A 26,620-nucleotide genomic window follows, 5' to 3' on the forward strand; every position below is an offset into this window, starting at 1 on the left:
CCGCGCGCCTCAGTCTTGCGCGCGTAGCGTCAGCGAGACTCGCGTCACGATCTGGTCGGCGACGACCTGGGCCAGCCGTTCGAGAGCCGCGCGCTCGGCGGCGATGGTGGCGTAGTCGCTCGACACGACGTCGATCCCGGCGTCGGACCCGGCGGTCGAATCGAGCAGGATCGCCCCGCTCGACAGGTCGACCAGCTGATAGCGCGCACGCAGCGTGCGGCGTTCGCGGCTGACGGTTTCGTCGCTCAACAGGCCGAGACTGCCCAGCTCGTCGTCGAGCAGGATATCGAGGCGGTAGCGCGGGGTCTGGCCCGCCGGGCCGATCGACAACCGGTCTTCCAGCGCGGTGGCGACCAGCCAGCCGTCGCGCCCCTCGATCGGGGCGACTTCGATGGCCGAAAGGTCCGCAATCGCCGCCTTGCCATTGGCTCCGGCATAGATCGGCTGGAGCCCGCAGGCCGAAAGCGCGAGCAGCGCGAGAAAGGCAAACGCGAATCGCATCAGGTGACGATATTCACCAGACGGTCGGGCACCACAATGACCTTGCGAATCTCGGCCCCGTCGATCGAGCGCTGGACCTTGTCGCTGGCCAGCGCCAGTTCCTCCAGCGTCTCTTTCGATGCCCCCTTGGGGACGGTCAGCGTGTCGCGCAGCTTGCCCTTGTGCTGAACCGCGATGGTCACCTCGTCCTCGACCAGCAGGCTCTCGTCGACCTCGGGCCACGGCGCATTTGCGATCAGGCCCTGCTGTCCGATGGAATGCCATGCCTCTTCTGCAAGGTGCGGCATCATCGGCGCGACGAGCTGGAACAGCGTCTGGATCGATCCGGTGCGGGTTGCCGAAGGCTCCGCCTTCTCGAGCGCACCGACCAGTTCGTAGAGCTTGGCGACCGCCTTGTTGAAGTGCAGCGCCTCGATCGTTTCGGCGACGTCGTGCACGCTGCGCGCGGTCTTGCGCGCCAGATCGGAATCCTCGCCCTGCGCGGACGGATCATGTTCGCCGACCAGACGCCACACGCGCTGGACGAAGCGCGCGCAGCCTTCGATGCCGCTTTCGGACCACGGCAAGTCGCGTTCCGGCGGGCTGTCGGACAGCATGAACCAGCGCACGGCGTCCGCACCATACTGCGCGATGATCGTATCGGGATCGACCACGTTGCGCTTGGATTTGGACATCTTGACCACGCGGCCGACGCTGACCGGGAAGCCGTCTTCCTTGAGCACCGCGCTCTTGGCGTCGCGGGTGATTTCCTCGGGCGCGAAATAGACCATCCGGCCCGAATCAGGCTCGCGCCGGAAATAGGTTTCGTGCGTGACCATGCCTTGCGTGAACAGGCTGGCGAAGGGCTCGGTGAATTCGACCATGCCCAGCCGCGAAAGCGCCCGGGTCCAGAAACGTGCGTAGAGCAGGTGCAGGATCGCATGCTCGATCCCGCCGATATACTGTTCCACCGGCAGCCACTTGGCGACCTCTTGCGGATCGAACGGGCGATCCGCAGGCTGGCTGGCGAAGCGCAGGAAATACCACGAGGAATCGACGAAGGTGTCGAGCGTGTCGGTCTCGCGCACCGCCGCGCCGCCGCATTTGGGGCAGGTGGTGTTCTTCCAGCTCTCGTGCCGGGCGAGCGGATTGCCCGGGGTCTTGAAGTCGATATCTTCGGGCAGGGTCACCGGCAGATCGGCCTTGCGCACCGGCACCACGCCGCAAGCATCGCAGTGGACGAAGGGGATCGGCGTGCCCCAGTAACGCTGGCGCGAAACGCCCCAGTCGCGCAGGCGCCAGACGGTCTTGCCCTCGCCCCAGCCTTCGCGTTCCGCCCGGTCGATCACCCACTGCTTGGCGCTATCGACATCCATCCCGTCGAGCGGGCCGGAATTGACCAGCACACCCTCGCCCGGCTCCGCAGTCGTGCCCAGCGGGCGGTCCGCATCGGCGGCGCTGACCCCGACCACACGCAGGATCGGCAGGTCGTATTTGCGCGCGAAGTCGAAATCGCGCTGGTCGTGGCCGGGCACGCCCATCACCGCGCCGGTGCCGTAATCCATCAGCACGAAGTTGGCGACGAACAGCGGCAGCTCACTGCCCAGCAGCGGGTGACGCGCGGTCAGGGCGGTCAGATAGCCCTTCTTTTCCGCCGTTTCGAGATCGGCAGCAGTGGTCCCGCCGCGCTTGCATTCCTCGATGAAGGCAGCCGCGCCTGCATCCTTTGCGGCAACCGCCTGCGCGATCGGATGATCGGGCGCGACCGCGACGAAACTGGCCCCGTAGATCGTGTCGGGCCGGGTCGAATAGACCTCTACCCGCCCGCCGTCCGACAGATCGAACGCGAGCTGCAGGCCGCGGCTCTTGCCGATCCAGTTTTCCTGCATCAGCCGGACCTTGTCGGGCCACTTGTCGAGGGTTTCGAGCCCGTCGAGCAGTTCCTCGGCGAAATCGGTGATCTTGAGGAACCACTGCGCAAGCTTGCGCTTCTCGACCTCGGCGCCGGAGCGCCAGCCGCGGCCGTCGATCACCTGCTCGTTGGCGAGCACGGTCTGGTCGACGGGATCCCAGTTGACCTCGCTTTCCTTGCGATAGACCAGCCCGGCCTCGAACAGGTCGATGAACAGCGCCTGCTCGTGCCCGTAGTACTCGGGCTCACACGTGGCGAGTTCGCGGCTCCAGTCGAGCGCGAACCCCAGCCGCTTGAGCTGGGCCTTCATCGATTCGATGTTCTCGCGGGTCCACTTGCCCGGGTGGACGCCTTTTTCCATTGCCGCGTTTTCCGCCGGCATGCCGAACGCATCCCACCCCATCGGGTGCAGCACCTCGTGCCCGCGCATCGCCTTGTAGCGCGCGAGCACGTCGCCCATCGTGTAGTTGCGCACGTGCCCGATATGGATCCGCCCCGAAGGGTAGGGAAACATTTCGAGCACGTAGCTCTTGGGCCGGTCGCTGGCGCTGTCCGCACGGAAGCACTCGGCCTCGTCCCATGCCTTCTGCCAGCGCCCGTCGGCACTCGACGGGTCGAAACGCGTGTCGTTCATAGGTACGTCTTTTCGCGAAACAGGCGGATCAGCTCGAAATCGCCTGGCGGCGCAGTTCGCGCGCCTTGGTCAGAATGATGTCTTCCAGTTTCTGCACGGTCGCGGCCTGTACCGGCGCATCGACCCAGGTGCCGCCCTGGTTGACCTGGCGGCTGGCAGCGACGCGCAGGGCATCGGCGCGCAGATCCTGGTCGAGGATGGAGATGGTGAGCTTGACCCGCTCACCCGGGTTTTCGGGATTGGCGTACCAGTCGGTCACGATCACCCCGCCCGCGCTGTCCGCCTGCAGCAGCGGTGCAAAGCTGACTGCTTCGAGGCTGGCGCGCCAGAGATAGGAATTGACCCCGATCGTGGTCACCTGGCTCGCCGCCAGATCGGGATCGGGCAGTTCGTTGCCGCCGCCGGCGCAGGCGGCAAGAGCGGCGCACGCGCCGGCGAGCAAGCCGCAGCGAATTGCGGTGGAGGCGGAACGGGTCGAAGAGCGGCGCTGGATCATCTGTGCTGGCTTTCCACTGAAACTGGCCCAAGGAAATCGCCAGGGGCCCATGAGAATGGCGTATGGATCGGTCGGCAGACCGCGCGTATGTAGCCTCTATCGCCGCGCAACGGGCGCAGCAAGTGCGCGCCTGCCTTGCCGCGTAAAGCAGCGCCAGGCGGCTTTACGCATCATGAACCCGGATTGCGATTGTGTGCCGCGTGCAACACCTGACATGCAAGTGCGCAGGGCCCTGTGGAAAAGCTGGCATCCGCCAGGGCGGTGTCCTAGTGTTCAGGGGAACCATTGGTCCGGGCAAAGCGCTGCCAGCTTTGTTCATCCTGCCGCAAATCGTGCGGCGCTAGAGTGAGTGTAATGAGCGTCAAGGTCGCTTCAGGACTACGCAAGCTGATCGTGCCCGCCTTGGGCGGTGCGCTGGCGCTTGTCGCGATTCCGGTGGTTGGCGTTGCTCTGGCAGAGGCCACGTCGCCTGCGCTCGTCAGCACCATCGGCGAAAACGCGGGTCGTTTCACGCCCGCCTCGGTCGACCCTGCGCTCGCCCGCCGTGTGGCGGAACGCTACGCCGCCCGCCAGCAGCCGCTGCCCTTCACCCCCGCCGCAGGCAAGACGATTCCCGATCGCATGGTGACCGTGGCCGTTCGGGTAGACAATAATGTGGCGCGCGCCGTTTCGGTCCGCTCGGCTATCGACGCGGCCCGTGGCGAGCCCGGTCGTCGCGATATCGCGATTGCGCCCTCTGCGTTCGACCTCGGTGTTGCCCGTGGATACCAGAGCTTCGCGAAGCCCGCAGCAGAGCTGCCCAAGTCCGTCTCGCGCATTTCCGTGCCCGACCTTGCCGAATTCCGTCCGTCGAAAGGCGTGAAAGAAGAACCGAGCCGCTTCCAGCCGCGGGTCTCGATCGATCAGGACCGCATGCGCGGTCGCACCTCGCGCACCCTCGACGGTCGCAGCGATCGCGAAGTCGATCTTGGCGGTGCCTACCGCGTCACGCGCAATCTCGACGTGACCGCAGGCGTCCGCCTGTCGGACGAGAGCGACCGGCTTGCACCGCTGACCAATGGTGCGGAAGACAGCCAGTCGGTCTACATCGGAACCCAGCTGCGCTTCTGACGCCCGGCTGATCCTCGCGCACGCGACGCGGCGCAAATCTCTCTCTCTGCCATCTCTTTTTCTTTGCCCGCTGCTGCGGGTGGGCTACGTCTGGGCGAATAAGATAAGAAATACAGGGGAGAGAGTGGAATGGCACGTGTCGCTGTGGTGACGGGTGGAACCCGGGGTATTGGCGAAGCGATCAGCCTTGCGCTGAAGGAACAGGGCCGCACGGTCATCGCCAATTATGCCGGCAATGACGAGCGCGCGCAGGAATTTGCGACCCGCACCGGGATCGCCGTGATGAAGTGGGACGTGGGCGACCACGAGGCCTGCCTCGAGAATGTCTCGCGAATCACCGAGACTCACGGCCATGTCGAGATTCTGGTCAATAATGCCGGGATCACCCGCGACGGCACGCTCGCCAAGATGAGCTTCGACGACTGGAACGAGGTGATGCGGGTCAATCTGGGCGGCTGCTTCAACATGGCCAAGGCGTGCTTTCCCGGCATGCGCGAGGGCAAGTGGGGTCGGATCGTCAATATCGGGTCGATCAACGGCCAGGCCGGCCAGTACGGGCAGGTGAACTACGCCGCCGCCAAATCGGGTATCCACGGCTTCACCAAGGCGCTGGCGCAGGAAGGCGCGCGTTTCGGCATCACCGTCAACGCGATCGCGCCCGGCTACATCGATACCGATATGGTTGCCGCCGTCCCCGAAGAGGTGCTGGGCAAGATCGTCGCCAAGATCCCGGTCGGGCGGCTTGGCCACGCGGAGGAGATCGCGCGCGGCGTCGCCTTCCTCACCGCCGATGATGGCGCCTTCGTCACCGGATCGACCATGAGCATCAATGGCGGGCAGCACATGTATTGAGGGCGCGCGGGCGCGCCGCGATGGCGCGCCCGCATCCGCTTCAGTCGATGAAGTAGCCGACGACCCTCCAGCTCCCGCGGTCCTCCTGCTCAAGCGTCACCGATTCGGTCACGCCCTTGCGGTTTGCAAAATCGCTCCGAAACTGGACCACGCGATATCCGCGCGGCGGCGCATTGACCGACTGATAACCGACCGCCTCGCGCTCGATCACCGCGCCCAGCGGAACCCGTGCCGCCTGCGACGCAGCCTCCCAGCCCGCGACCGTGTTCTGCTCCCGAAACTGCTTGCCCGCCGCAGCGAAGCTGGCGCTCCAGTCGCTCGCGTCGACCATGGCGAGCCATGCGCGCGCCGCGTCCTCGGTCGCGTGATCGAGCGCTACCTGTTCGGGCGGGGTGTCCGGCATGGGCGGTTGATCGGGCGTCGCGGCGGCAAGGGCGAGTGCAAGAATAAGCGACATGAGAAGACATCCTCCGATGATCCAGCCGCGCAGCTTGCTGGCGGCACGGGGGCCGGGATGGCGCCCGTTCGATGGATCGGAGATATCGGCGCCCTCCGCCGAGTTGGCTTCCCCAAAAGGATTGTACCCAAGGATTTCGGGGCCTTCATCCTCAAGCAGAATCCGCGCCGCCTCCCGGCTGCTGGTGACCGCAAGCTTGCGCCGCGCGGCACGCAGGCGATCATTGACCGTATGGACCGACCTGTCGAGCTCGCGCGCGATCGACTTCGCGTCATGGCCGCGCAGGATCAGGCGCAGCGTCTGCTTTTCCTTTTCGGTAAGTGCGTCGATCCCCTCTTGCATCATAGCATTTGTCTAAGCCGCCGAAGGATTTCCAGACACCCCAAATTCTTGGGGGCACACCATCACGGCCTTTCACGGGGATTGCTCTTGCCGGGAACACCGCGCACACCTGACGCATGATCTTTACGAGAGAGCGCGCCGGGTTTCGCGGCCTATTCGCCCTGTGCCTCCTCGGCCTTTGCGCAATTCTGGTCTCGACAGCGGCGAATGCGGGACCGGTTTCCAGCCGGGCCTACGAGCCCGTTTCGCTGGCCGACACGCAAGTGGAATTCCGCGGCGAGCCGCCCCAGGCGATCACCGCGCAAACCGCAGACGGCTTGACGCTTGCAGGTGCCTACTGCCCACCGGACGATGGCGTGGACCAGATCGTGGTCGTGTTCCACGGCAGTTCGTACAACCACCTCGTCATGGCGGTGCGTGCCGAACCCTTGCGGGTGGGCGGGCGCGGGGTGCTGGTCGCCTCCTATCGCGGGTTCGGCGACAATCCGGGCGAGCCGTCCGAAACCGGTTTCTATCGCGATGCGGATGCGTGGATTGCGAAGGCGCGCGAATTGCAGCCCGATGCCCGGGTTTACCTTTTCGGCTTCTCGCTCGGCGGTGCAGTCGCGCTCGAGATGGCGGTCCGGCACGATGTGACGGCGGTAGCAACCCTGGGCGCGTTCACCAGTCTCAAGGATGCCGCACCCGCTCTGCTGCGCCCCTTCGTGACCGAGCAGTACGACAATCTCGAAACCATCACGCGCGTGAATGAGCCGATCCTGCTGCTCCACGGGACAACGGACGAGACGATCGACCCGCACATGGCCGAACGGCTGGAGAAAGCCTGCGGTGCCAACGTCATCCGCATCAATCTGACAGGAGGCGGACACTGGGTGCCCCTCGATTCGATCGCGGAGAAGATCTGGCAGCAGTGGGAAGCTGCGGAGGCGGGCAAGCCTGCCGCAGCCGGGAACGCACCGTGAGATATCATCCGCCCGTCAAACGATCGGTCGAGATCGCCGGCCACAAGACCAGCATCACGCTGGAGCCGGTGTTCTGGGACATGTTACGCGATGCCGCCCGCGACCGCGGCGTGCCAGTCAACGCGATCGTCGCGCAGATCGATGTCGAGCGGCTCGATGCGGACGAGCCCACTGGACTCGCCAGCGCGATCCGGCAGTGGCTGGTCGATCAGCAACGGGGCGGAGACGCAAGCTAGCGCCCCGCCCCGTCGATGCACTCAATATTTCGCAGTCGCGTCGCTTGCCGGAAAGGTTTCGTCGAGAGCCTCGTCGGTCTGGCTCATCTTGTCACCCTTGGTCGCCGTGGCGGAGGAGCCTGCGTTGCGCACGCCCCCGCTCGGCTGGCCATCGGCGAAGGCGACGCCATTTTCGTCCTTATGATTCTTGTAGGCCTTGTAGCCAAGATAGCCGAGGCCACCGAGGATTGCGGTTCGAATCAAACCCATGTCACGTCTCCGATAATGTTCTTACTTGGCGAACGTGGGAGAACGGGTTTGGGTCCGAATAATCGGCGCTAGTCGTCGCCGACCCGTTCGATCTGCGCGCCGATCGCCTGCAGCTTCTCTTCCAGCCGCTCGTACCCGCGGTCGAGGTGATAGATCCGGCGGATCTGCGTCTCGCCCTCGGCGGCGAGCGCGGCGATCACCAGGCTCATCGAGGCGCGCAGGTCCGTCGCCATCACTTCCGCACCGGTCAGGCCCGGCTGGCCCTGCACGATCGCGGTGCGCCCCGACACTTCGATATTCGCGCCCATGCGGCTCAGCTCGGGCACGTGCATGTAGCGGTTTTCGAAGATCGTTTCCGTCAGCACGCTGGTGCCTTCGGCAACGGTCAACAGCGCCATCAGCTGGGCCTGCATATCGGTCGCAAGGCCCGGATAGGGCGCGGTCGAAAGGTTGACCGCCTTCAGCTTGCCATCGGCGGCGATGTTGACGCCCTTGGCATCGCTTTCGACATGGACGCCGATATTGCGCAGCGCATGCAGCGTGGCGGACATGTCGTCCGCCTTGGCACCTTCGAGGCGCGCCTCCCCGCCGGTGATCGCTGCGGCGCAGGCGTAGGAGCCTGCCTCGATCCGGTCGGCCATCACCTTGTAGGTCGCCCCGTTGAGCCGCTTGACCCCGTGGATAACGAGGTCCGACTGGCCGATATTCTCGATCTCGGCACCCATCGCGACCAGCAGGTTGCACAGGTCGATGATTTCCGGCTCGCGCGCGGCGTTGCGCAGGGTCGAGGTGCCGTTGGCGAGCACCGCCGCCATCAGAGCATTCTCGGTCGCGCCGACCGAGACGACGGGGAAGTCGAATTCGCCGCCCGGCAGGCCGCCATCGGGGGCGTGCGCGCGGACATAGCCCTGCGCAAGCTCGATCCTCGCGCCGAGCGCTTCGAGCGCCGAAAGATGCAGGTCGATCGGGCGGTTGCCGATCGCACAGCCGCCCGGCTGCGACACGGTCGCCACCCCGGCACGCGCGAGCATTGGCCCTAGCACGAGGATCGAGGCGCGCATCTTGCGCACCAGATCATAGGGCGCCGTGGTAGAGGTCAGGCGCGTCGCTTCGAAGGTGACCACCCGGCCGAAATCTTCCGGCCGCGTGCCTGCGATGTTCACCGCCACACCGAACTGCGTCATCAGGTGCTGGAAGCCGTCGATGTCGGCCAGCCGCGGCAGATTGCGCAGCGTGACCGGTTCGTCGGTCAGCAGCGCGCAGGGAATCAGCGTGAGCGCGGAATTCTTGGCACCGGAAATCGGAATCGTTCCGGAGAGCTTTTGCCCTCCGATAATGCGTAGTTTGTCCATCCCTCGGTCGTGTAGCGGTCGCGCGCGCCAACACAAGTCGCACCGGCGCGCGGGCGAGTGGTTAAGGCGCTTCATTGACGCTTGGCGCGCACGGACATAGTTTGCGAACATGGTACATAAACCGATCAAAAAGGCCGTTTTTCCAGTCGCAGGGCTGGGCACCCGGTTCCTCCCTGCGACCAAGGCGATCCCGAAGGAAATGCTCGCGATCGTCGACCGTCCGCTGATCCAGTACGCGGTGGACGAGGCGCGCGAGGCGGGGATCGAGCAGATGATCTTCGTCACCGGGCGCGGCAAGACCGCGATTGTCGAACATTTCGACATCGCCTTCGAGCTCGAACAGACGATGGAGAAACGCGGCAAGGACCTGTCGATCCTCGATCCCACCCGCGCGACTCCGGGCGACATCATCACCGTGCGCCAGCAGGTGCCGCTGGGGCTGGGCCACGCGATCTGGTGCGCGCGCGCGATCGTGGGTGACGATCCCTTCGCGATCTTCCTGCCCGACGAGCTGATGGTCGGCAAAGCAGGTGGGACCGGATGCATGAAGCAGATGGTCGACGCCTACGAAAAGGTCGGCGGCAATCTGATCAGCGTGCTGGAAGTGCCGCAGGAAAACGTATCGAGCTATGGTGTCATCGATCCGGGCAAGGAAGATGGCTCCCTGACCGAGGTGAAGGGTCTGGTAGAGAAGCCGCCGGTCGCAGAAGCGCCGTCGAACAAGATCATCTCTGGCCGCTACATCCTCCAGCCCGAAGTGATGCGGGTGCTCGAAACGCAAGGGAAAGGGGCCGGCGGCGAAATCCAGCTGACCGACGCGATGGCGAGGATGATCGGCAACCAGCCGTTCCACGCCGTGACCTTCGACGGTGCCCGCTACGACTGCGGCAGCAAGACAGGCTTCGTCGAGGCGACGCTGGCGCTGGCTCTGGAACGCCCCGACATGGGCGACGAAGTCCGCGCGATGGCGGAGCGGTTGCTCAAGGCGTAAGACCTGCGCCCAACCCGCGGCGGGTTCGAGGATTTTCCGACCCTGGAGCGCTTTGCTAGGGCGAAAGACGCTCTTTCAAACCGTCAATCGTCGACGCGCGCCCGCCTGACGATGGGGCGGGGCTCGGCCGAACATAAAAGCGCCCCCGAAATAGGCAATATGTCGCCCTCGCCCGGTCGAGCCGGACGACAATCGCCTGTTCTCAGTGGGTTGGCGCGATCAGCCGGAGGGTGACACCCGGGTTACACGTGTTACCCTGTCACAGCCTCAGCCTTCCGCGCATATTCGTCGCGCAGCTCGCGCTTGTAGAGCTTGCCGTTGGCTTCGCGCGGCAGATCGGGCCGGAAATCGAACTGGCGCGGCATTTTGATGCGGCTCAGCTGGGGCTCCAGATAGTCGCGCAGCGTCTGTTCGAGGGCGTCTCCGGCCTTCGCCATGTCGACCGGCTGGATCACCGCGACCACGCGTTCGCCGAGATCGGGATCGGGCGCGCCGATGACCGCCGCATCGAGTACGTCCGGATGTGCGACCAGCAGGTTCTCGATCTCCTGCGGATAGATGTTGATCCCGCCCGAGATGATCATGTGGCTCTTGCGGTCGGTCAGGAAGATGAAGCCGTCCTCATCGACATGGCCGATATCGCCCAGCGTCATCCACCCGCGATCGTTCATCGCATCGGCGGTCTTGTCCGGATCCTTGTGATAGCTCGGCAGGGTCTCGTTCTCGAAGAACAGCAGGCCGGTTTCGCCAGGGCCCAGTTCGCTGCCGTCGGGCGCGCAGACATGCGCCTTGCCGTAGAGCATCCGCCCCACCGTGCCGGGCCTGGCGAGCCACTCCTCGCTCTTCACCAGCGAGAAGCCGATGCCTTCCGAACCGGCGTAGTATTCCTGGATGATCGGGCCCCACCAGTCGATCATCGCCTGCTTGATCGGCACCGGGCACGGCGCGGCGGCGTGGATCGCGCGGGCGTGGCTGGAAAGGTCGTAACCGGTCCGCTCTTCCTCCGGCAGCTTGAGCATGCGGACGAAGTGGGTCGGCACCCACTGGCTGTCGGTCACGCGGTATTTCTCGATCGCGGCGAGCGCGCCCTCGGGCGTGAACTTCTCCATGATTACCACCGTCCCGCCAAGGCGGTGTATCGTGCTGCACCAGCCGAGCGGTGCCGCGTGATAAAGCGGCGCGGGCGAGAGATAGACCAGGCTCCCGTCGGTCGGCATGCCAACGCCCATCGTGGCAAGGCCGACCAGCGCGTTGGGCGCGGTGATATCCTCGCTCGGCGGCGGAGGCGGCACGATCCCCTTGGGCCGTCCGGTGGTGCCGGAGGAATAGAGCATGTACTGGCCCGGCACGGGATCCTCGATCGCCCCGGCAGACTGCGCGGCGATCTCTTGCTGGAAGTCATCGCTGTCGACATCGACGATTCGCAGATCGGGCGCGATTTTTGCCAGTTCCCGCACCACATCGGCAAACGCGGGCGAGGTCAGCAGCAGGCTGCATTCCGCATCGGCGAGGATATAGGCGATCTCGGGTGCGGTCAGCCGGGTCGAGATCGGCACCAGCATCGCGCCCATGCGCTGCGTGGACCACACGATTTCGAGATAGAGCGGGCGATTCTCCAGCAGCAGCCCCACGCTGGTGCGGCGGGTGATGCCCTGCGCGCGGAGCCAGCGGGCCATGCGATTGGCGAAGGCGTCGAGCTCGCCATAGGTGACCTGTTCACCGGACGTGGCATTGATGATCGCGGCATGGTCCGGCCGCGCCGCGGCGTGTGTTATCGGATGCATATGTCTCTCCCGTCGCGCAGTCTTTCGAATGGACAGGGAGCACGCAAGAAAAAAGGCGGCGCCGCAGCACCGCCTTTTCGTAAACCTGGGTTCTGGAAGAGGCCGGAGGCTTACTCTTCCTCGTCGCCGCCGCCGATGCCGCCGGGGCCCATCGCGAGACGGAAGGCTTCCTGAGCTTCGGTCTCGACCATGAACGGGCGCGGGTCGACAGCGCGGCCGTCGATACGGACTTCGTAGTGGAGGTGCGGGCCCGTCGAGCGGCCGGTCGAGCCGACATAGCCGATCAGGTCGCCCTTGCGGACCTGCTGACCATCGGCGACGATGATCCGCGAGAGGTGCGCATAGCGCGTCTCGATCGCGTTGCCGTGGCCGATCTGGATGTAGTTGCCGTAGCTGCTGAACCAGTTGGCGCGTTCGACGGTGCCATCCGCAGTGGCATAGATCGGCGTGCCGCTGGGCGCAGCGAGGTCGATACCCTTGTGGTTGGCGCGCTTGCGCAGAACCGGGTGGTCACGCATGCCGTAGCCGCTGGAGACGCGGGCATTTTCAAGCGGCATCCGCGAGGGGACCGATACGGTGGGGATGGCTACCGCCGGCGTGGTCCGTTCCACATCCAGCGTCTGCCAGCTGGCGAACAGCTGACGGAACTGCGCATCACCATTGCCGAGCGGGCTCTGCGCCTGCTCTGCGGCGTCCGAAACATCGACCGCTGCGGCAGCGGCGCTGCTGCTGTTGGCTTGGGCGGGGGTGGCTGCGATGGCAAATGCGGCACCGCATACGAGGCTGGCGCGCAGGAAAAAGCGATCAGTGGTCAGCAAAATATCCGTCCCTCTGTCGGCGGCAGAGCTTGCTGCTCCGCCCGTTCCGATCCCTGGCGTATCCTCGATCCGTGAGACCCGCCGAGACCCCTAAAAGTTGGCGGGAACCACTCCCGCCCTCGTCTGTTTAGTTTGATAGGCGGGTCCCGGTTAACTTGCCAAGCGGGTCTTGGGCCCTGCGCGACGGAACGGCTGCATTGCGCGTTGAGTCGTTGAACCGCCGCTTAATCCACCCCGAAGATAGTCGGTTAACCTCCAGAAGGTTCGCTTTTCTGCGGCTCCTTGGCGATTCTCCACAAGCTGCGGTGAAATGCCTTGCGCGGTTCGTCGCCCGGGCGATCTGGCGGTCAAGCGAATGCGGAGCCTTTTGCACCGCATCCGCCCTGCAGAGATTCAGAGTGCCTTGACCGCGGCGAGCACGTCTTCCCCGTGACCCGCAACCTTCACTTTGGGCCAGATACGCGCCACCCTGCCCTGCTCGTCGAGCAGGTAGGTGCTGCGGACCATGCCCATGAAGGTCTTGCCGTACATCTTCTTCTCGGCCCACACGCCCAGTTCGTCTGACAGCCCGCCTTCCTCGGCATCGGTTGCAAGGTCGACCGTCAGATCGTGCTTGGCGATGAAGTTCTGGTGCTTCTTGGTCGAATCCTTGCTCACGCCGAGCAGCGCACAACCCGCCGCCTCGAATTCATCCTTCAGTGACGAGAAGTCCTTCGCCTCGGTGGTGCAGCCGGGTGTGTTGTCCTTGGGGTAGAAGAACACCACCAGCTTGCGACCGCGATAGTCGGACGGCTTCACGCTCTCGCCGTCGTGCCGCACCATCGCAATATCAGGCATCTGCTCGCCTTCGGTCACGCTCATCGCTCATATCTCCAGTCGTTCGTCGAACATCGTCTGCCAGGTTCGCGCGACCTCCTGCCGCGCCTCGGCCATGCGGTGCAAGAGCGCATCGATATCCGCGCACCCGCACGCCCGCGCGAGCGCTTCGCCGGATGGGCCCTGCGACACCGCGAGATCGGGCGCGAGCAGTCGCGCGGCGACGATCAGCCGGGTGAGGAAGTCGTGCGCCTCGGCAAATTCGCGCGTCAGCGTGCCCGCGTGGACCAGCGTTTCGCACACCTTCGCCAGCCGCGGATCGAGCGCGACACGGTCGCGCAGCTGGATGAAGTGGAGGATGAACTCGATATCGACCAGCCCGCCGCGCAGCAGCTTCGCGTCGAGCGGGCCCTTGGCCGGCTTGTGCTCCGCCATGTCGGAACGCATCTTCAGGATGTCCTGCCGCAGCGTAACCGGATCGCGCGGCGTGCACAGCACGTCGCGGATAATCTCCTCTACCTGGGCGCGCGCGGAGAAAGAGCCTGCGACCACGCGGGCACGCGCCAGCGCCATATGCTCCCACGTCCATGCCGATTCGCGCTGGTAGCGGGCGAAACTCTCCACGCTCACCGCGAGCGGCCCCTGTGCGCCCTGCGGCCGCAGCCTGGTGTCGATTTCGTAAAGCGGGCCTTCAGCGGTCGGGACGCTCATCGCCACGCTCACCCGCTGGGCGAGGCGATTATAATAGCGCGTCGCGCTGACGGGACGTTCACCGTCGCTCTCCGCCGCGTGGTTGCCGATGAACAGATAGATGATGTCGAGGTCGGAGGCATGGGTCAGCGCCTCTCCGCCCAGTCGCCCGAGGCCGAGGATCACCATCTCGCTGTCGGCGATGCTTCCGTGGGTCCGCGCGTAATCCGCCACCGTCCCATCGAGCGCAGCCTGCAGCGCCGCCTCAGCCACGGTCGCGAAACCGGTCGCGATTTCGAGCGGGTCGTGCACCCCGCCGATCAGCTGCACGCCGAGGGCAAACCGCTGTTCGCCGGTGACGACCCTGATCCGGTCGAGCAGCGCCTCGTAATTACCCTGGGGCTCGGCCCGCATCATCCGGCGACGCAGCGTGGGGACGCTCTCGGGAAGGTCGAGTGCAGAGCGATCGATCAGCGCGTCGAACAGGGCCGGGCGTAGCGCGAGATCGTTGGCGAGCGGCGGGGCGAGCGTGATGATCGAGAGCAGCTGGTCGAGCAATGCCGGGCGCGCTTCGAGCAGGCGGAACAGGTTGATCCCGCTCGGCAAAGCTTCCAGCAATCGTTCCAGCCGCACGATCGCGCGATCCGGTTCGGACGAAGCAGCCAGCGCGTCGAGCAGCGGGGGCAGGATACGACGGAACGCGTTCTGCGCATCGGTGCTGCGCAACGCGCGGTAGCGTCCGTCGAGCCAGCCGGAGACCCGATCCGCCATCGCCGATTCGTCCGCCAGCGGGCTCGCCGCAACCAGTTCGCGCACCGGGCGCTGCTTGGCGGCGCCCGTCTCGCTCGCTTCGAGCAGCCGGTCGAACGCCTGCGCGGCGGCACTCATATGCGGTTCGAGGTCGGCCAGCAGACCGGCCCCGTCGGCAAACCCGTCAAGATGCGCAAGCCGCTCCAGCGCCTCGCCTTCGGGGACCGTATGGGTCTGCCGGTCTTCCATCATCTGGATGCGGTGTTCGACCACGCGCAGCCGGGCGTAGGCATCGGCGAGCTGCGTTGCGACGTCCTGCTCGACGATATCCGCGCGGGCGAGCGCATGCAGCGCGGCACGCGTATCGCTGCTGCGCAGTCGAGGCAGCCGCCCGCCATGGATCAGCTGGTGGGTCTGGGCGAAGAACTCGATCTCGCGAATGCCGCCCCGCCCACGCTTGAGATCGAAGCCGGGGCCAAGCTTCGGCTCGCCACCATAGGCCTCGCGAATCCGCACACGCAGCTGGGCAATGTCGTCGATCGCGCCGAAATCCACGCTCCGTCGCCAGACGAAGGGCCGGATGCTGGCGAGAAACCGCTCGCCCCGCTCCACGTCCCCCGCCGCCGAGCGCGCGCGGATGAACGCGGCGCGCTCCCACGCCAGCGCCGCGCTTTCGTAATGCGAGGCGGCTGCGTTGACCGACACCGCCAGCGGGGTGACCTCCGCCGCCGGGCGCAGCCGCAGGTCGACCCGGAAGACGTACCCTTCATCGGTATGATCGGCGAGCAGGCGGACGATATCGCGAGCCATGCGCTGCGCTGTTTCTGCGGGTGACGAGCGCTCGCCATGCGCGAGCACAGCAGGGTCGAACAGCAGGATCGGGTCGATGTCCGAACTGTAGTTGAGTTCGCCCGCACCATGCTTGCCCAGCGCGAGCGCGAAGAATCCATCGACACTGTCCATCGTCGTGCGCGCGCGCGCCGCCTCTGCAATCGCGCGGTCGAGCGAGCGGTCGGCAAAGGCGGAGAGGCGCGCCATCACCTCGTCGAGCGACAGCAGACCGGCAAGGTCGCCGATCGCCAGCGTCAGCGCGAGGGCCAGCCGCTCTCGCCGCAGGGCAACGCCGATGTCGGCGCCATCGCCCGCGTGCGCGCAGAGATCGAATGCGGCATCCAGATCGCCTGCCGTCAGCAGATCGGCCAGCTCCGGCAGGCGTTCGAGGCTGCGTGCAAGGAAGGGCGCGTTGCGCTGCGCCCGGTCGATCGCGGATTGCCATTCGCCAGCCATTGGTTTGCCCTGCCCGTTGCCCCCGGCAGTGGCAAGCGCACTGTGGCAGCCCTCTCGCTTGCCCTGCGGCGCACAGTTTGCAACAAGCGCGCCGAAGCGAACTCCCCGGAGAACCTGAGATGAAACGCATTCTTGTCGTGGCCGCCGCCGCCCTCGCCCTTGCCGGTTGCGATGCCGCCGTATTGTCCGGTTCGGACGGGAATGACGACACGCTCGACATTCCAGAGATTGCCGATGGCGACATCTCCGAAAAGACGATGGTCGATGTCACCCGCGAGCTGTCGTCCGACGAGTTCGAAGGCCGCATGCCCGGTAGCGAAGGAGAGAAGAAGACCGTCGAACTGCTGACGCAGCGGTTCGAGGCCGCCGGCCTCCAGCCCGGGAACGACGGCAAGTGGACGCAGGACGTCCCGCTGGTCGAAATAACCGGGAGCGATTTCGCGCCGCTGTCGATCACCGGCGGCAAGGACGGCGGGATGGCGTTCGAATATGGCAAGGACTGGGTCGGTGTAAGCTATCGCGAGACCCCGCGCACCCGGATCAACAACAGCGAACTGGTCTTCGTCGGCTACGGCATCAACGCGCCCGAGCGCGGCTGGAACGATTACGAAGGGCTCGACATGAAGGGGAAGACCGCGGTCATCCTCGTCAACGATCCCGATTTCGGTGCCGAGGATCTCGAAGGGCCGTTCAACGGCAAGGCGATGACCTATTACGGGCGCTGGACCTACAAGTTCGAAGAGGCCGCCCGGCAGGGTGCCGCAGCCGCGCTGATCATCCACGAGACAGAGCCTGCCTCCTACGGCTGGAACGTCGTCGAAAGCAGCTGGTCCGGCCCGCAGGCCTACCCGCAGCGGGGCGAAAACGCGCCGGCGCTGACCGAGATGAACGGCTGGATTCAGAACGATGTCGCGCAGAAGATCTTCACTGCGGCGGGCAAGGATCTCGCCAAGCTGAAGGAAGCTGCGCGCAAGAAGGATTTCAAGGCGGTGCCGCTGGACGTGCAGGCGTCGACCAGCTTCGCCAACGAAACCCGCGAATACATGTCGCAGAACGTGATCGGCATTCTGCCGGGCACCAAGCGGCCCGACGAATACGTGCTCTACACCGCGCACTGGGATCACCTTGGCCGCTGCACGCCCGCCGATGACGGCGACGACATCTGCAACGGCGCGGTCGACAATGCCACCGGCACCGCAGCGCTGGTCGCACTGGCCGAAGCGCAGGCGAAGGCGGGCGCGGCGGATCGCAGCATGGTGTTCCTCGCGGTCACAGCAGAGGAACAGGGCCTGCTCGGTTCGACCTATTACGCGCAGAACCCGGTCTTCCCGCTCGACCAGACGGTTGGCGGGGTGAACATGGACGCCTTCCTGATCGCAGGCCCGGCGCGCGATGTGACCGTGGTCGGCCCGGGCAAGTCGCAGCTCGACGAATTCCTCGCCGCTGCGCTGAAGGCCGATGGCCGGATCGCGACCGATAACCCCAATCCGGAAGCGGGATACTACTACCGTTCCGACCACTTCCCCTTCGCCAAGCAGGGCGTGCCGATGCTCTATCTCGACGGCGGTGAGGATCTGGTCGACGGCGGGCGTGAGGCCGGAGAGGCGGTCGCCAAGGAATACCGCGACAACCGCTATCACGGGCCCAAGGACGAGTTCGACGAGAACTGGGACTGGTCGGGCGTGATGGCCGACCTGCAGCTCTATTACCGTCTGGGCCGGATGATGGCGATGTCGACCAGCTGGCCCAACTGGGTCGAGGGCGACGAATTCCGCGGCATTCGCGACGAGAGCTGCGCCGCGACCAACGCAGGTTGCTGACCGGCTCGTGACCCAGCAGAAGGTGCGCGCAATGCGGCTCCCCGCAGAGTGGGAGCCGCAGGACTGGCTGTGGATCGGCTTCCCGCATGATCCGGACGAGTGGGGCGATGCCTTCGCCCCCGCGCAGGAAGAGATCGCAAGCTTTGCCAACGCGGTTGCCGAGAGCGGGCAGCAAGTCCGCCTGCTGGTCCGCGATGCCGCGAACGAAGCCCGCGCGAAGGCGCTGGTGACGGGCGCGGTCCACCTCGAGCGCCGCACCTATGGCGATGTCTGGCTGCGGGATACCGGCCCGCTGACCGGCTTCGACGGCGCGACGCGCCGCGCGGTGCGCCCCGGCTTCAACGGCTGGGGCGGCAAGTACCTGATGGCGGGCGACGAGGCGATCGGGGCGGAGCTGGCGGGGGACGAGGGCCTGCCGGTCGACCGGCCCGACTGGATCCTCGAAGGCGGTGCGATCGACACCGACGGACAGGGCATGGTCCTGACGACCGAGCAATGCCTGCTCAACCCCAATCGCAATCCCGCACTCAACCGCGAGCAGATCGAGCAGCGGCTGGCCCGCGATCTGAGCCTGACGCGCGTCGTGTGGCTCGGCGACGGGCTGCTCAACGACCATACCGACGGCCATGTCGACAACCTCGCGCGGTTCGTCGCTCCGGGTATGGTCGCGCTGGCCGAGCCCTTCGGCAGCGACGACCCCAACGCGGATGTTTATGCCGACGCCAAGGCCCGGCTCGAAGCCGCGGGGCTGACGGTTGCGGCGATCCCCTCACCCGGCCTCGTCACGCGCGGGGACTGGGTCGAGCCTGCCAGCTACGCCAATTTTCTGATCGCCAATTCGATTGTCGCGGTGCCGACCTTCGGTGTGCCGCAGGACGAAGGCGCGGTCGCGGCGATCGATGCGCTGTTTCCGGATCGCTCCGCGATCGGCCTGCCGATGCGCGCAGTGCTGGCGGGCGGTGGCGGCTTCCATTGCGCCAGCATGCAGATGCCCAGCCCCCCGGCGCGGTAGGACTTTCTTAAGGTGCACCCGCCAAGCTGGTGCGCATGATCCGCTCCATCGCCATCGCCCGCCGGTTCGAGGCGCTTTCCGCCGCCCGCACGATTATCGTATCGGCCTGCGCGATCGCGCTGATCGTGGCCGAGCGCTTCGTCCCGGTCTTCTAGACGACCAGCTTGAGCAGCGCGGCCAGCGCCGCTGCCGCCAGCACCAAGCCTACGAAAATACGCCACGCACGGTCGGACACATGCCCGTCCGCCTTGCGCCCTAGCCATGTGCCCAGGATCACGACCGGCAGCAGCATCGCGCCCAGCAGCGCGAGTCGCCACTCCATCCGCCCGAGCGCAATGCCCGATCCGATCCCGATCATCGCCGCGAAGGTGAAGATCAGGATCATCGAGCTCTTCGCCATCTGCCGGGGAATCGCGCGCCCGACATAATAGGGCACCACCGGCGGGCCCGGCATCCCGGCGAAGCCCGTCAGAATACCGGTCGCCACGCCGGTCAGCCCGGTGGTCACCATACCGGGCCGCTCAGGCTCGCGGACCGGGAACAGCATCGCGAAGAAGGCGGAGAGCGCGACCAGCGCGATCAGCAGGCGCGCGATGTTGGGCGGAGTCGCGGCGAGCAGGGCCAGGCCCGGCAGCGTGGTCAGCAGGACGAGCACGATGATCGTCCACACGCTGCGCTCCGCCTCGCGCAGCAGGCGTGGCAGTTCCAACCCCCCGATCAGCAGCGCGACCACGTTGGTGGTCAGCACCGCTTCGACCGGGGTGAGCGTCAGCGCAAGCACCGGCACCAGCAGGATGGCGAGGCCGAAGCCTGCCAGCCCGCGAATGAACGCGGCGGTGAGCCCCGTACCCAGCGCGACTGCGAGTTGCAGCCAGGTGAAACCGGCGAAGATCTCCAAGGGGTCAGTCGCGCAGATCAGGCGGCGTCGCGCCGTCGCGCAGCATCGCGATCGCCTCGTCGAGGCTCATCACGCGCTGCTCCTTTTCGCCCAGCGTGCGGACCGCGACGGTGCCTTCCTCAGCCTCGCGCTTACCGACGACCAGCAGGTGCGGAACCTTCGCAAGGCTATGCTCGCGGACCTTGTAGTTGATCTTCTCGTTACGCAGGTCCGCCTCGGTACGAATGCCCGCCGCGCGCAGCTTGGCCAGCGCCTCGTTCGCGTAGTCGTCCGCATCGGAAACGATGGTCGCGACCACCGCCTGCGTCGGCGCGAGCCACAGCGGCAGCTTGCCTGCGAAATGTTCGATCAGAATGCCGATGAAGCGCTCGTAGCTGCCGAAGATCGCGCGGTGGAGCATCACCGGGCGGTGCTTCTCGCCATCCTCGCCGATATAGCTTGCGTCCAGCCGCTCGGGCAGCACGCGGTCGCCCTGGATTGTGCCGACCTGCCAGGTGCGCCCGATCGCGTCGGTCAGATGCCATTCGAGTTTGGGGGCGTAGAACGCGCCCTCACCCGGCAGCTCTTCCCAGCCGTACTCCTCGTTCATCATGCCCGCTTCGGCCACCGCATCGCGCAGTTCCTGCTCGGCCTTGTCCCAGTCGGCATCCGAGCCGAAGCGCTGTTCGGGGCGCAGCGCCAGCTTGATCGCATATTTGAAGCCGAAGTCGCGATAGACGGCGTCGGCCAGCTCGATGAAGGCGCGAACCTCTTCGACCACCTGCTTCTCGGTGCAGAAGATATGCGCATCGTCCTGCGTGAACTGGCGCACGCGCATCAGCCCGTGGAGCGCGCCGTGCGGTTCGTTGCGGTGGCAGCAGCCCATTTCGCCCAGCCGGATCGGCAGTTCGCGATAGGAGGTGATTCCCTGCTTGAAGACGAGCACGTGCGCGGGGCAGTTCATCGGCTTCAGCGCCATCCAGTCGGCGTCTTTCGACACCAGCTCGCCCTCGTCCTCGGTATTGGGCACCTCGTCGGGGATGACGAACATGTTCTCGCGATACTTGCCCCAGTGGCCGGACTGCTCCCACTGGCGCGCGTCCATCACCTGCGGGGTCTTGATCTCGCGATAGCCCGCACCGTCCATCTTGCGGCGCATATAGGATTCGAGCTGGCGCCAGATCTTGTAGCCCTGCGGGTGCCAGAAGACGCTGCCGTGCGCCTCTTCCTGCAGGTGGAACAGGTCCATCTCGCGGCCCAGCTTGCGGTGGTCGCGCTTGGCGGCCTCTTCCATCCGGTGGAGATGCTCGTTCAGCTGCTTCTTGTTGAGCCAGCCGGTGCCGTAGATGCGGCTGAGCATCGCGTTCTTCTGGTCGCCGCGCCAGTAGGCACCCGAAACGCGCGTGAGCTTGAACGCCTGCGGGTCGAGCTTGCCGGTGCTGGCGAGATGCGGCCCGCGGCACATGTCCAGCCAGTCGCCCTGGCGGTAGATCGTCAGTTCCTCGCCTTCGGGAAGTTCGGCGGCCCATTCGGCCTTGAAGCTCTCGCCATGGTCCTTGAACCACTGGATCAGCTGCTGGCGGGTCCACACCTCGCGCTCGAGCGGGGTATCCGCCGCGATGATCCGGCGCATCTCCTCCTCGATCTTGGGCAGGTCTTCCTCGGTGAAGGCCCCGCGCCCCTCTGCCGGAGCAAAATCGTAATAGAAGCCGTCATCGGTCGCCGGGCCGAAGGTGATCTGCGTGCCGGGGAACAGGTTCTGCACCGCTTCGGCCAGCACGTGCGCATAGTCGTGCCGGGCCAGCTCGAGCGCTTCGTCGACATCCTTGCTGGTCACCAGCGCCAGCTGCGCGTCGCCTTCGAAGGGCCGCGTGATGTCGCGCAGTTCGCCGTTCACGCGGGCGGCAATCGCCGCCTTGGCGAGACCCGGGCCGATCGCGGCGGCGACATCCGCCGGAGTCGATCCTTCCGGCATTTCGCGCACGGAGCCATCGGGCAGGCTGATCTTGAGCAGTTCGGTCATTGTATCGTGCTTTCGTCCGAGCAGTGTTCGGGAGAATAAGGTTCAAGCGCCTATGGTCGGCACAGCGCGGCTAGGCAACGGTGCTCTCACTGCAGGTGTTGCGAAGCAGGGCCAGGTCGGCTTCCTCCATGCCGCCCCGCTCGCCCGAGAGATTGCCTTCGACATAGGCCGCCAGCGCGTGCGCATCGGCGAGCGCATTGTGCGGCACGGCACTCGCGCCAGCGGTATCAAAGCCGGGCAGGCTGAGCAGCAGGCAGGCATAGCGGAACGGATCGTTGCGCTTGCCCTGATCGCGCAGCAGCATGCGGTTGAAGTGCACGAGGTCTTCGGGCCAGTCGGCGATGAAGACATGTGGGCCATCATCCTTCCTGAGGAACTTCTGCATTTTCTTGACCGCCTGCAACCGCGCGACCGGCTCCTGGTCGAAATGCGGCACAACATGCTCGCGCACCCATGGCACGATCAGCTCGTGCGCATGCAGCACCTCATAGAAATGCGCGCCGTCCTGTCGCACCAGCGCGAGGCTGAGCAGCTGGCCGTCGGTGCCGTTGAATTCGGTGTCGATGTAATACCGCATGGGATTCCTGCCGCGCCGTGAAGTCCGGTTGCAGGTTCGGGGAAGCAGGCGCAGCGCCACCCGAACCCGGGTGGCGATAATCGCGTCTCAATACGCGACCATCCGCCCCCGGTTGCCCGAGGTCGTGGTGGTCGTAGTCGAGGCGATCACGATGGCCATGGGGCGGAATATAAGCCGCAAGCGCGCGAGGTCCAGCACGATATTTGACAAGGGCGCTTTCATATATGGAAAGGGTAGTTGACACGAGGCCTGAGTCGTGACAAGTGTGCTTTCCATAGAAGAAAGGAACCTTGACCATGAAAGCCATCGCACCTGTCCTGTGGGGTGCCGCCGTCATCATCGTCGCGCTGCTGAACATCGTCGACGTGCTGCCCGACTGGGCGACGATCGCCGCCATTCTGACGCTGCCGTTCCTTTCGGTTGCCACCGGCACGCGCTGCGGCCTGAGGAAAGCAGCGTGAGCGAGGCGGCCCGGCTCCCGCTGCACCGGCGCCCGGCCTTCTGGGCGGGCGGCATCTTTGCCGCCTTCGGGATCATCTCGGCGCTGCGCATGACCGATGCGATCGGCAGCACGACCGGGTTCATCCTGATGGTGATCGCGATGCTGCAGATCATCCCGCTCACCCGAGCGGGCCTCGCCAAGCAGCGCTCCACCGGTCACCTCAGCCCCGCGATAGTTCGCTACACCCGCCGCTTCCTGTTCGCCAGCTTCGGCTACATGCTCGGCCTCGGCATCGCGGTCACCATCGCCAACCGGGTCGACCTGAGCGAGCTCGAGAGTTTCCTGATCGCGCTGCTGCCGGTGATCCCGGTGCTGGGGATGATCTGGACCATGGCGCGCTACCTGATCGAGGAGGGGGACGAGTTCCTGCGTCATCGCGCGATCATGGCGAGCCTGTTAGGGCTTGGCGCGGTGCTGACGCTGGGCACGTTCTGGGGTTTCCTCGAAACCTTCGAAGTGGTCCCGCACATCTGGGCCTGGTGGGTCTTCCCCGTGTGGGCAATCGGCATGGGGCTGGGCCAGTGCTGGATGGCGCTGGCCGACCGCCGCGCCAATGATGGCCTGGGCGACGAGTCATGAAGAACCGCCTCAAGGTTCTGCGCGCCGAGCGCAACTGGAGCCAGCAGGCACTGGCCGAGGAACTGGGCGTCAGCCGCCAGAGCGTCAATGCGATCGAGACCGGCCGCTACGACCCCTCGCTCCCCCTCGCCTTCCAGATCGCCGAGGTGTTCGGGCTGGCGATCGAAGAGATCTTCATCCGCGAATAGCTTGCCTTACCCCATGGCGAGCGTGTTCGACCCGAGCGCGCTCGCCATATTGTGCGTGCCGCCCAGCGCGGTGCCGCGCTGGCGCACACCCGAGACGAAGCGCCATTCGCAGCTGGCAGCCTGCGGGGTCAGCTCGACCGCCATGTAGCCACGGCGCGAGGTGTCCGCCCATTGCAGCTGCGGGTTGGCATCGACCAGCGCACGCTCCAGGAACTGCGTCGGGATCTGCGGCAGATAGCCTTCGAAGCCGGGCGAGGTCACCGAAGACACGCCGAACTCGACGCCCACCGGCGTGCCGTCCTGCGCAAGGTCGAATGCCCAGCCGTTATGCGTATCGCCTGCCAGCACCACCAGATTGGCATCGGCGGCCAGCGCGGCGTCGAACACCCGCTTGCGCGCGGCAGGGTAGCCATCCCACGCGTCCATGTTGAACGGGATGCCCGCCGCAGAGGCCATCGCCCCCGCCATCAGCCGCTGGCGCAGCGCATCGGGCATCGACTTTGGCAGCGCGTCCGCCAGTCCGGTCGGCGTGCTCAGATTGCCCATCAGCACCTGCTGGACCAGCACCTGCCAGCGCGTACCGGCGCGGGTCGAGGCCTTGAGACCGTCGGCCAGCCACGCCTCCTGCGCGGCGCCCATCATCTGGCGCGACGGATCGGCCCATGCGCCATCGTGGAACGCCTTGAGCGCCGCCATCATCTCATCGGGCGTGGATTTGCCCGCCAGCACCTTCGCCACATCGAGCTGCTCGGACCGCGCAGTGAGCCGCGTTTCCAGCCGGAACAGCGTGGCGAGATCGCCGACCTGATAGGCCTTCCACGGATCGTCCGACACGGGCAGCCACTCGCGATAGGCGCGCATCGCGGCGGCCTTGCGCGCGTCCCACGGCCCTTCGGTTTCGGGCTGGTGGTTCTGCGCCCCGCCTTCCCACGAATCGTTCGCGGTCTCGTGATCGTCCCACACCAGGATCATCGGATAGAGCTGCGTCAGCCGCTGCAGGTCGGGATCGGCGCGATAGGTCGCGTGACGCAGGCGGTAATCGGCCAGCTGGACGATCTCGTTCTCGGGCGCGTCTATCCGGCCCGGCACGATCTGGTCGGGCGAGGGGTAATGCTGCGCGTCGTATTCGTAGTAATAGTCGCCGAGGTGGACCAGCAGATCGAGGTCGTTGGCCTGCGCCGCGTGGCCATAGGCATTGAAATAGCCGAAGCCGAGGTTGGAGCAGGAGAACACGCCCAGCCGGAACCGGCCGGTCGGCCCCTGCGGCAGGGTGCGCGTGCGGCCAACTGCGGAGCGGGAGCCATCCGGGCCGACGAAGCGGTAATAGTACCAGCTATCGGGATCGAGCCCGCTGACCTGCGCCTTGGCGCACCAGTCCTTGCCCGGCGCGGCGACCGCTTCGCCCTCTGCCAGAACGCGGGTGAATTCGGCATTGTCGCTGACCTGCCACGCCAGCTTCGTCTCGTTCGCGCCGACGAAGCGGGTCCACAGCAGCGCGCCGTCCTGGCTCGGTTCGCCGCTGGCGATGCCGTGGGTGAAGCCCTTTGCGCCAACCTGCGCGGAGAGCGGCATGGCGAGCAGGCCGGCACCCATGATGCCGCCTGCCAGCAGGCTGCGGCGATCGAGCGAAAGGGCGGAGCGGGCAGTGCCGCTGGCGGGGGGAGGAGCGAGGAGGTTCGACATGGCGTCCGCCTAGACCGGGTTCGTGAAACATCCGAGACACGGCCTGTCGCAGACCAGCAACGTCTGACACACCTGACACACTGTCCAAAGGCAAAAAAACCTGCCCCTCGCCCAGCCCTGCGTTCAAACGCCACGCGAAGCGCAGGAACAGGATCGGCGGGGTCGGGCGCAACCGGCATGGCCCCACTGCTAGCGCGCCCCGTGCAAGTAGGAAAATGCGGCGCATATCCGAGCGCGCTGATCCGCCCGCGGGGAATGGACAGGCCCCTGCCCCGCCCGTACCCCACACGGATGAGCGACTATCATGCAATGCCCGACGGGCGGCGGATCGCCTACCGCCTGACGCAAGGCTCCGGCACCGCGCCCGCGATCGCCTTCCTGCCCGGCTACATGTCCGACATGGCGGGATCGAAGGCCAGTGCGCTGTTCGACTGGGCGGAAGCGAACGGCCACACCTGCCTGCTGCTCGACTATTCAGGCTGCGGCGAATCGGACGGCGACTTCGCCGATGGCACGCTGTCACGCTGGCGCGACGAGGTGCTCTCGCTGATCGAGGCTAAGCTGGGCGGGCCGGTGGTGCTGGTCGGATCGTCGATGGGCGGCTGGCTGATGCTGCTGGTCGCGCTGAAGCTTGCATCCCAATCTCCGGACCGCCTGGCTGGACTGGTCGGCATCGCCGCCGCACCCGACTTCATCGACTGGGGATATGACGACGCGCAGAAGGCGCAGCTGGCACGCGGCGAGACCGTTCTGGAAGACAACCCCTACGGCCCCGAGCCGACCCCGACGCATGCAGGGTTCTGGGCCGATGCGCGCCAGCACCTGCTGCTGGGCGCACCGATCCCGATTTCCTGCCCCGTCACCCTGCTGCAGGGCCAGCGCGATGCGGAGGTGCCGTGGGAGACCGCGCTCCGCCTCGCCGAGCGGCTCGATTCCGACAAGGTGCTGGTTCAGCTGGCAAAGGATGGCGACCACCGCCTGTCGCGCGAAGAAGACGTGGCGCGGCTGCTGGCCACCGTCAGGCAGCATCTGCTGGCCGCATGATCGATGCCGCGATCCTTGCGGGCACTCGTGCGACCATCTAACGGCGGCGATGGAGAGGCAGTGCCGTAACGGCACTGATGCACAACCAATGTCCCGG

General features: G+C 66.0%; 25 protein-coding genes. 11 read left to right on the plus strand and 14 right to left on the minus strand.

The genetic code is table 11. From position 1 onward, the window contains the following. Nucleotides 1–9 precede the first annotated feature (9 nt). From lptE to K7H93_RS05560, 3 genes are read right to left on the minus strand one after another with little or no spacing between them, the layout of a single operon-like run. Nucleotides 10–501: an LPS assembly lipoprotein LptE gene (gene lptE, locus K7H93_RS05550; protein ID WP_230782828.1), complete on the minus strand. Its 492-nt coding sequence runs from the start codon at nucleotides 499–501 to the stop codon at nucleotides 10–12. Next, on the minus strand, nucleotides 501–3,026 hold the full coding sequence (leuS, locus tag K7H93_RS05555; protein ID WP_230782829.1) for a leucine--tRNA ligase: 2,526 nt from the start codon (nucleotides 3,024–3,026) through the stop codon (nucleotides 501–503). The genes lptE and leuS overlap by 1 nt, the downstream gene beginning before the upstream one ends. Nucleotides 3,027–3,054: 28 nt before the next feature. Beyond that, nucleotides 3,055–3,522: a DUF3576 domain-containing protein gene (locus K7H93_RS05560; protein WP_010233337.1), complete on the minus strand. Its 468-nt coding sequence runs from the start codon at nucleotides 3,520–3,522 to the stop codon at nucleotides 3,055–3,057. Between the two features lie 354 nt (nucleotides 3,523–3,876). Here K7H93_RS05560 and K7H93_RS05565 point away from each other — a divergent pair, with 354 nt between their 5' ends. Both K7H93_RS05565 and phbB read left to right on the plus strand, forming a co-directional pair. Next, on the plus strand, nucleotides 3,877–4,632 hold the full coding sequence (locus K7H93_RS05565; RefSeq protein WP_230782830.1) for a hypothetical protein: 756 nt from the start codon (nucleotides 3,877–3,879) through the stop codon (nucleotides 4,630–4,632). A 129-nt stretch (nucleotides 4,633–4,761) separates the two neighbouring features. Continuing rightward, a complete protein-coding gene (gene phbB, locus K7H93_RS05570; RefSeq protein WP_054523437.1) occupies nucleotides 4,762–5,484 on the plus strand; it encodes an acetoacetyl-CoA reductase in 723 nt (240 codons plus the stop codon). A gap of 40 nt (nucleotides 5,485–5,524) precedes the next feature. Here phbB and K7H93_RS05575 read toward each other — a convergent pair whose 3' ends face one another. Continuing rightward, nucleotides 5,525–6,286, minus strand: a complete 762-nt coding sequence (locus K7H93_RS05575) for a helix-turn-helix domain-containing protein (protein WP_338080282.1) — start codon at nucleotides 6,284–6,286, stop codon at nucleotides 5,525–5,527. Between the two features lie 113 nt (nucleotides 6,287–6,399). On the opposite strand from K7H93_RS05575, the gene K7H93_RS05580 reads away from it, so the two are divergent. Both K7H93_RS05580 and K7H93_RS05585 read left to right on the plus strand, forming a co-directional pair. Continuing rightward, on the plus strand, nucleotides 6,400–7,245 hold the full coding sequence (locus K7H93_RS05580) for an alpha/beta hydrolase (protein WP_230782831.1): 846 nt from the start codon (nucleotides 6,400–6,402) through the stop codon (nucleotides 7,243–7,245). Continuing rightward, nucleotides 7,242–7,481 (plus strand): ribbon-helix-helix domain-containing protein, encoded by a 240-nt coding sequence (locus K7H93_RS05585; protein ID WP_230782832.1) that lies wholly within the window; start codon nucleotides 7,242–7,244, stop codon nucleotides 7,479–7,481. Before K7H93_RS05580 ends, K7H93_RS05585 begins: the two co-directional genes overlap by 4 nt. Before the next feature lie 21 nt (nucleotides 7,482–7,502). Here K7H93_RS05585 and K7H93_RS05590 read toward each other — a convergent pair whose 3' ends face one another. Both K7H93_RS05590 and murA read right to left on the minus strand, forming a co-directional pair. Next, nucleotides 7,503–7,730, minus strand: coding sequence for a hypothetical protein (locus K7H93_RS05590; protein WP_010233317.1), 228 nt, complete (start codon nucleotides 7,728–7,730; stop codon nucleotides 7,503–7,505). Nucleotides 7,731–7,798: 68 nt separating this feature from the next. Next, a complete protein-coding gene (murA, locus tag K7H93_RS05595; protein ID WP_010233314.1) occupies nucleotides 7,799–9,082 on the minus strand; it encodes a UDP-N-acetylglucosamine 1-carboxyvinyltransferase in 1,284 nt (427 codons plus the stop codon). A 109-nt stretch (nucleotides 9,083–9,191) separates the two neighbouring features. Between murA and galU the strand changes: the two genes are divergently transcribed. Beyond that, nucleotides 9,192–10,073 (plus strand): UTP--glucose-1-phosphate uridylyltransferase GalU, encoded by an 882-nt coding sequence (gene galU / locus K7H93_RS05600; protein WP_230782833.1) that lies wholly within the window; start codon nucleotides 9,192–9,194, stop codon nucleotides 10,071–10,073. Between the two features lie 251 nt (nucleotides 10,074–10,324). Here the strand turns inward: galU and K7H93_RS05605 are convergent, their stop codons facing one another. From K7H93_RS05605 to K7H93_RS05620, 4 genes are all read right to left on the minus strand, one after another. Then, on the minus strand, nucleotides 10,325–11,857 hold the full coding sequence (locus K7H93_RS05605; protein WP_230782834.1) for an acyl-CoA synthetase: 1,533 nt from the start codon (nucleotides 11,855–11,857) through the stop codon (nucleotides 10,325–10,327). A gap of 110 nt (nucleotides 11,858–11,967) precedes the next feature. Further along, complete coding sequence (locus K7H93_RS05610) at nucleotides 11,968–12,675, minus strand: M23 family metallopeptidase (RefSeq protein ID WP_230782835.1); 708 nt, start codon at nucleotides 12,673–12,675, stop codon at nucleotides 11,968–11,970. Nucleotides 12,676–13,068: 393 nt separating this feature from the next. After that, on the minus strand, nucleotides 13,069–13,536 hold the full coding sequence (locus tag K7H93_RS05615; protein WP_230782836.1) for a peroxiredoxin: 468 nt from the start codon (nucleotides 13,534–13,536) through the stop codon (nucleotides 13,069–13,071). A 3-nt stretch (nucleotides 13,537–13,539) separates the two neighbouring features. Beyond that, nucleotides 13,540–16,218: a bifunctional [glutamine synthetase] adenylyltransferase/[glutamine synthetase]-adenylyl-L-tyrosine phosphorylase gene (locus K7H93_RS05620; RefSeq protein WP_230782837.1), complete on the minus strand. Its 2,679-nt coding sequence runs from the start codon at nucleotides 16,216–16,218 to the stop codon at nucleotides 13,540–13,542. Between the two features lie 119 nt (nucleotides 16,219–16,337). Here K7H93_RS05620 and K7H93_RS05625 point away from each other — a divergent pair, with 119 nt between their 5' ends. Together K7H93_RS05625 and K7H93_RS05630 are read left to right on the plus strand one after the other, a co-directional pair. Beyond that, the gene (locus K7H93_RS05625; RefSeq protein ID WP_230782838.1) at nucleotides 16,338–18,038 is read left to right on the plus strand and encodes a M28 family metallopeptidase; all 1,701 of its coding nucleotides are present in this window, start codon (nucleotides 16,338–16,340) and stop codon (nucleotides 18,036–18,038) included. A 31-nt stretch (nucleotides 18,039–18,069) separates the two neighbouring features. Next, nucleotides 18,070–19,050: an agmatine deiminase family protein gene (locus K7H93_RS05630; protein WP_230782839.1), complete on the plus strand. Its 981-nt coding sequence runs from the start codon at nucleotides 18,070–18,072 to the stop codon at nucleotides 19,048–19,050. A gap of 151 nt (nucleotides 19,051–19,201) precedes the next feature. Here the strand turns inward: K7H93_RS05630 and K7H93_RS05635 are convergent, their stop codons facing one another. From K7H93_RS05635 to K7H93_RS05645, 3 genes are all read right to left on the minus strand, one after another. After that, nucleotides 19,202–19,948: a sulfite exporter TauE/SafE family protein gene (locus tag K7H93_RS05635; RefSeq protein WP_230782840.1), complete on the minus strand. Its 747-nt coding sequence runs from the start codon at nucleotides 19,946–19,948 to the stop codon at nucleotides 19,202–19,204. Nucleotides 19,949–19,952: 4 nt separating this feature from the next. Further along, on the minus strand, nucleotides 19,953–21,950 hold the full coding sequence (gene thrS / locus K7H93_RS05640; protein ID WP_230782841.1) for a threonine--tRNA ligase: 1,998 nt from the start codon (nucleotides 21,948–21,950) through the stop codon (nucleotides 19,953–19,955). A gap of 70 nt (nucleotides 21,951–22,020) precedes the next feature. Continuing rightward, on the minus strand, nucleotides 22,021–22,527 hold the full coding sequence (locus tag K7H93_RS05645) for a hypothetical protein (RefSeq protein WP_230782842.1): 507 nt from the start codon (nucleotides 22,525–22,527) through the stop codon (nucleotides 22,021–22,023). 296 nt (nucleotides 22,528–22,823) lie between these two features. Between K7H93_RS05645 and K7H93_RS05650 the strand changes: the two genes are divergently transcribed. The 3 genes from K7H93_RS05650 to K7H93_RS05660 are packed head-to-tail and all read left to right on the plus strand — an operon-like array spanning nucleotide 22,824 to nucleotide 23,796. Next, entirely contained in the window at nucleotides 22,824–22,988 is a 165-nt protein-coding gene (locus K7H93_RS05650; protein ID WP_230782843.1) for a hypothetical protein, read from the plus strand. Next, complete coding sequence (locus tag K7H93_RS05655) at nucleotides 22,985–23,608, plus strand: hypothetical protein (RefSeq protein WP_230782844.1); 624 nt, start codon at nucleotides 22,985–22,987, stop codon at nucleotides 23,606–23,608. Before K7H93_RS05650 ends, K7H93_RS05655 begins: the two co-directional genes overlap by 4 nt. Beyond that, the gene (locus tag K7H93_RS05660) at nucleotides 23,605–23,796 is read left to right on the plus strand and encodes a helix-turn-helix transcriptional regulator (protein WP_010233276.1); all 192 of its coding nucleotides are present in this window, start codon (nucleotides 23,605–23,607) and stop codon (nucleotides 23,794–23,796) included. The genes K7H93_RS05655 and K7H93_RS05660 overlap by 4 nt, the downstream gene beginning before the upstream one ends. 6 nt (nucleotides 23,797–23,802) lie before the next feature. Here K7H93_RS05660 and K7H93_RS05665 read toward each other — a convergent pair whose 3' ends face one another. Then, entirely contained in the window at nucleotides 23,803–25,479 is a 1,677-nt protein-coding gene (locus tag K7H93_RS05665; protein WP_230782845.1) for an alkaline phosphatase D family protein, read from the minus strand. A 291-nt stretch (nucleotides 25,480–25,770) separates the two neighbouring features. On the opposite strand from K7H93_RS05665, the gene K7H93_RS05670 reads away from it, so the two are divergent. Then, a complete protein-coding gene (locus K7H93_RS05670; RefSeq protein WP_230782846.1) occupies nucleotides 25,771–26,523 on the plus strand; it encodes an alpha/beta hydrolase in 753 nt (250 codons plus the stop codon). Nucleotides 26,524–26,620 lie beyond the last annotated feature (97 nt).

Source organism: Citromicrobium bathyomarinum (assembly GCF_021021475.1).
Lineage (GTDB): Bacteria > Pseudomonadota > Alphaproteobacteria > Sphingomonadales > Sphingomonadaceae > Alteriqipengyuania > Alteriqipengyuania bathyomarina.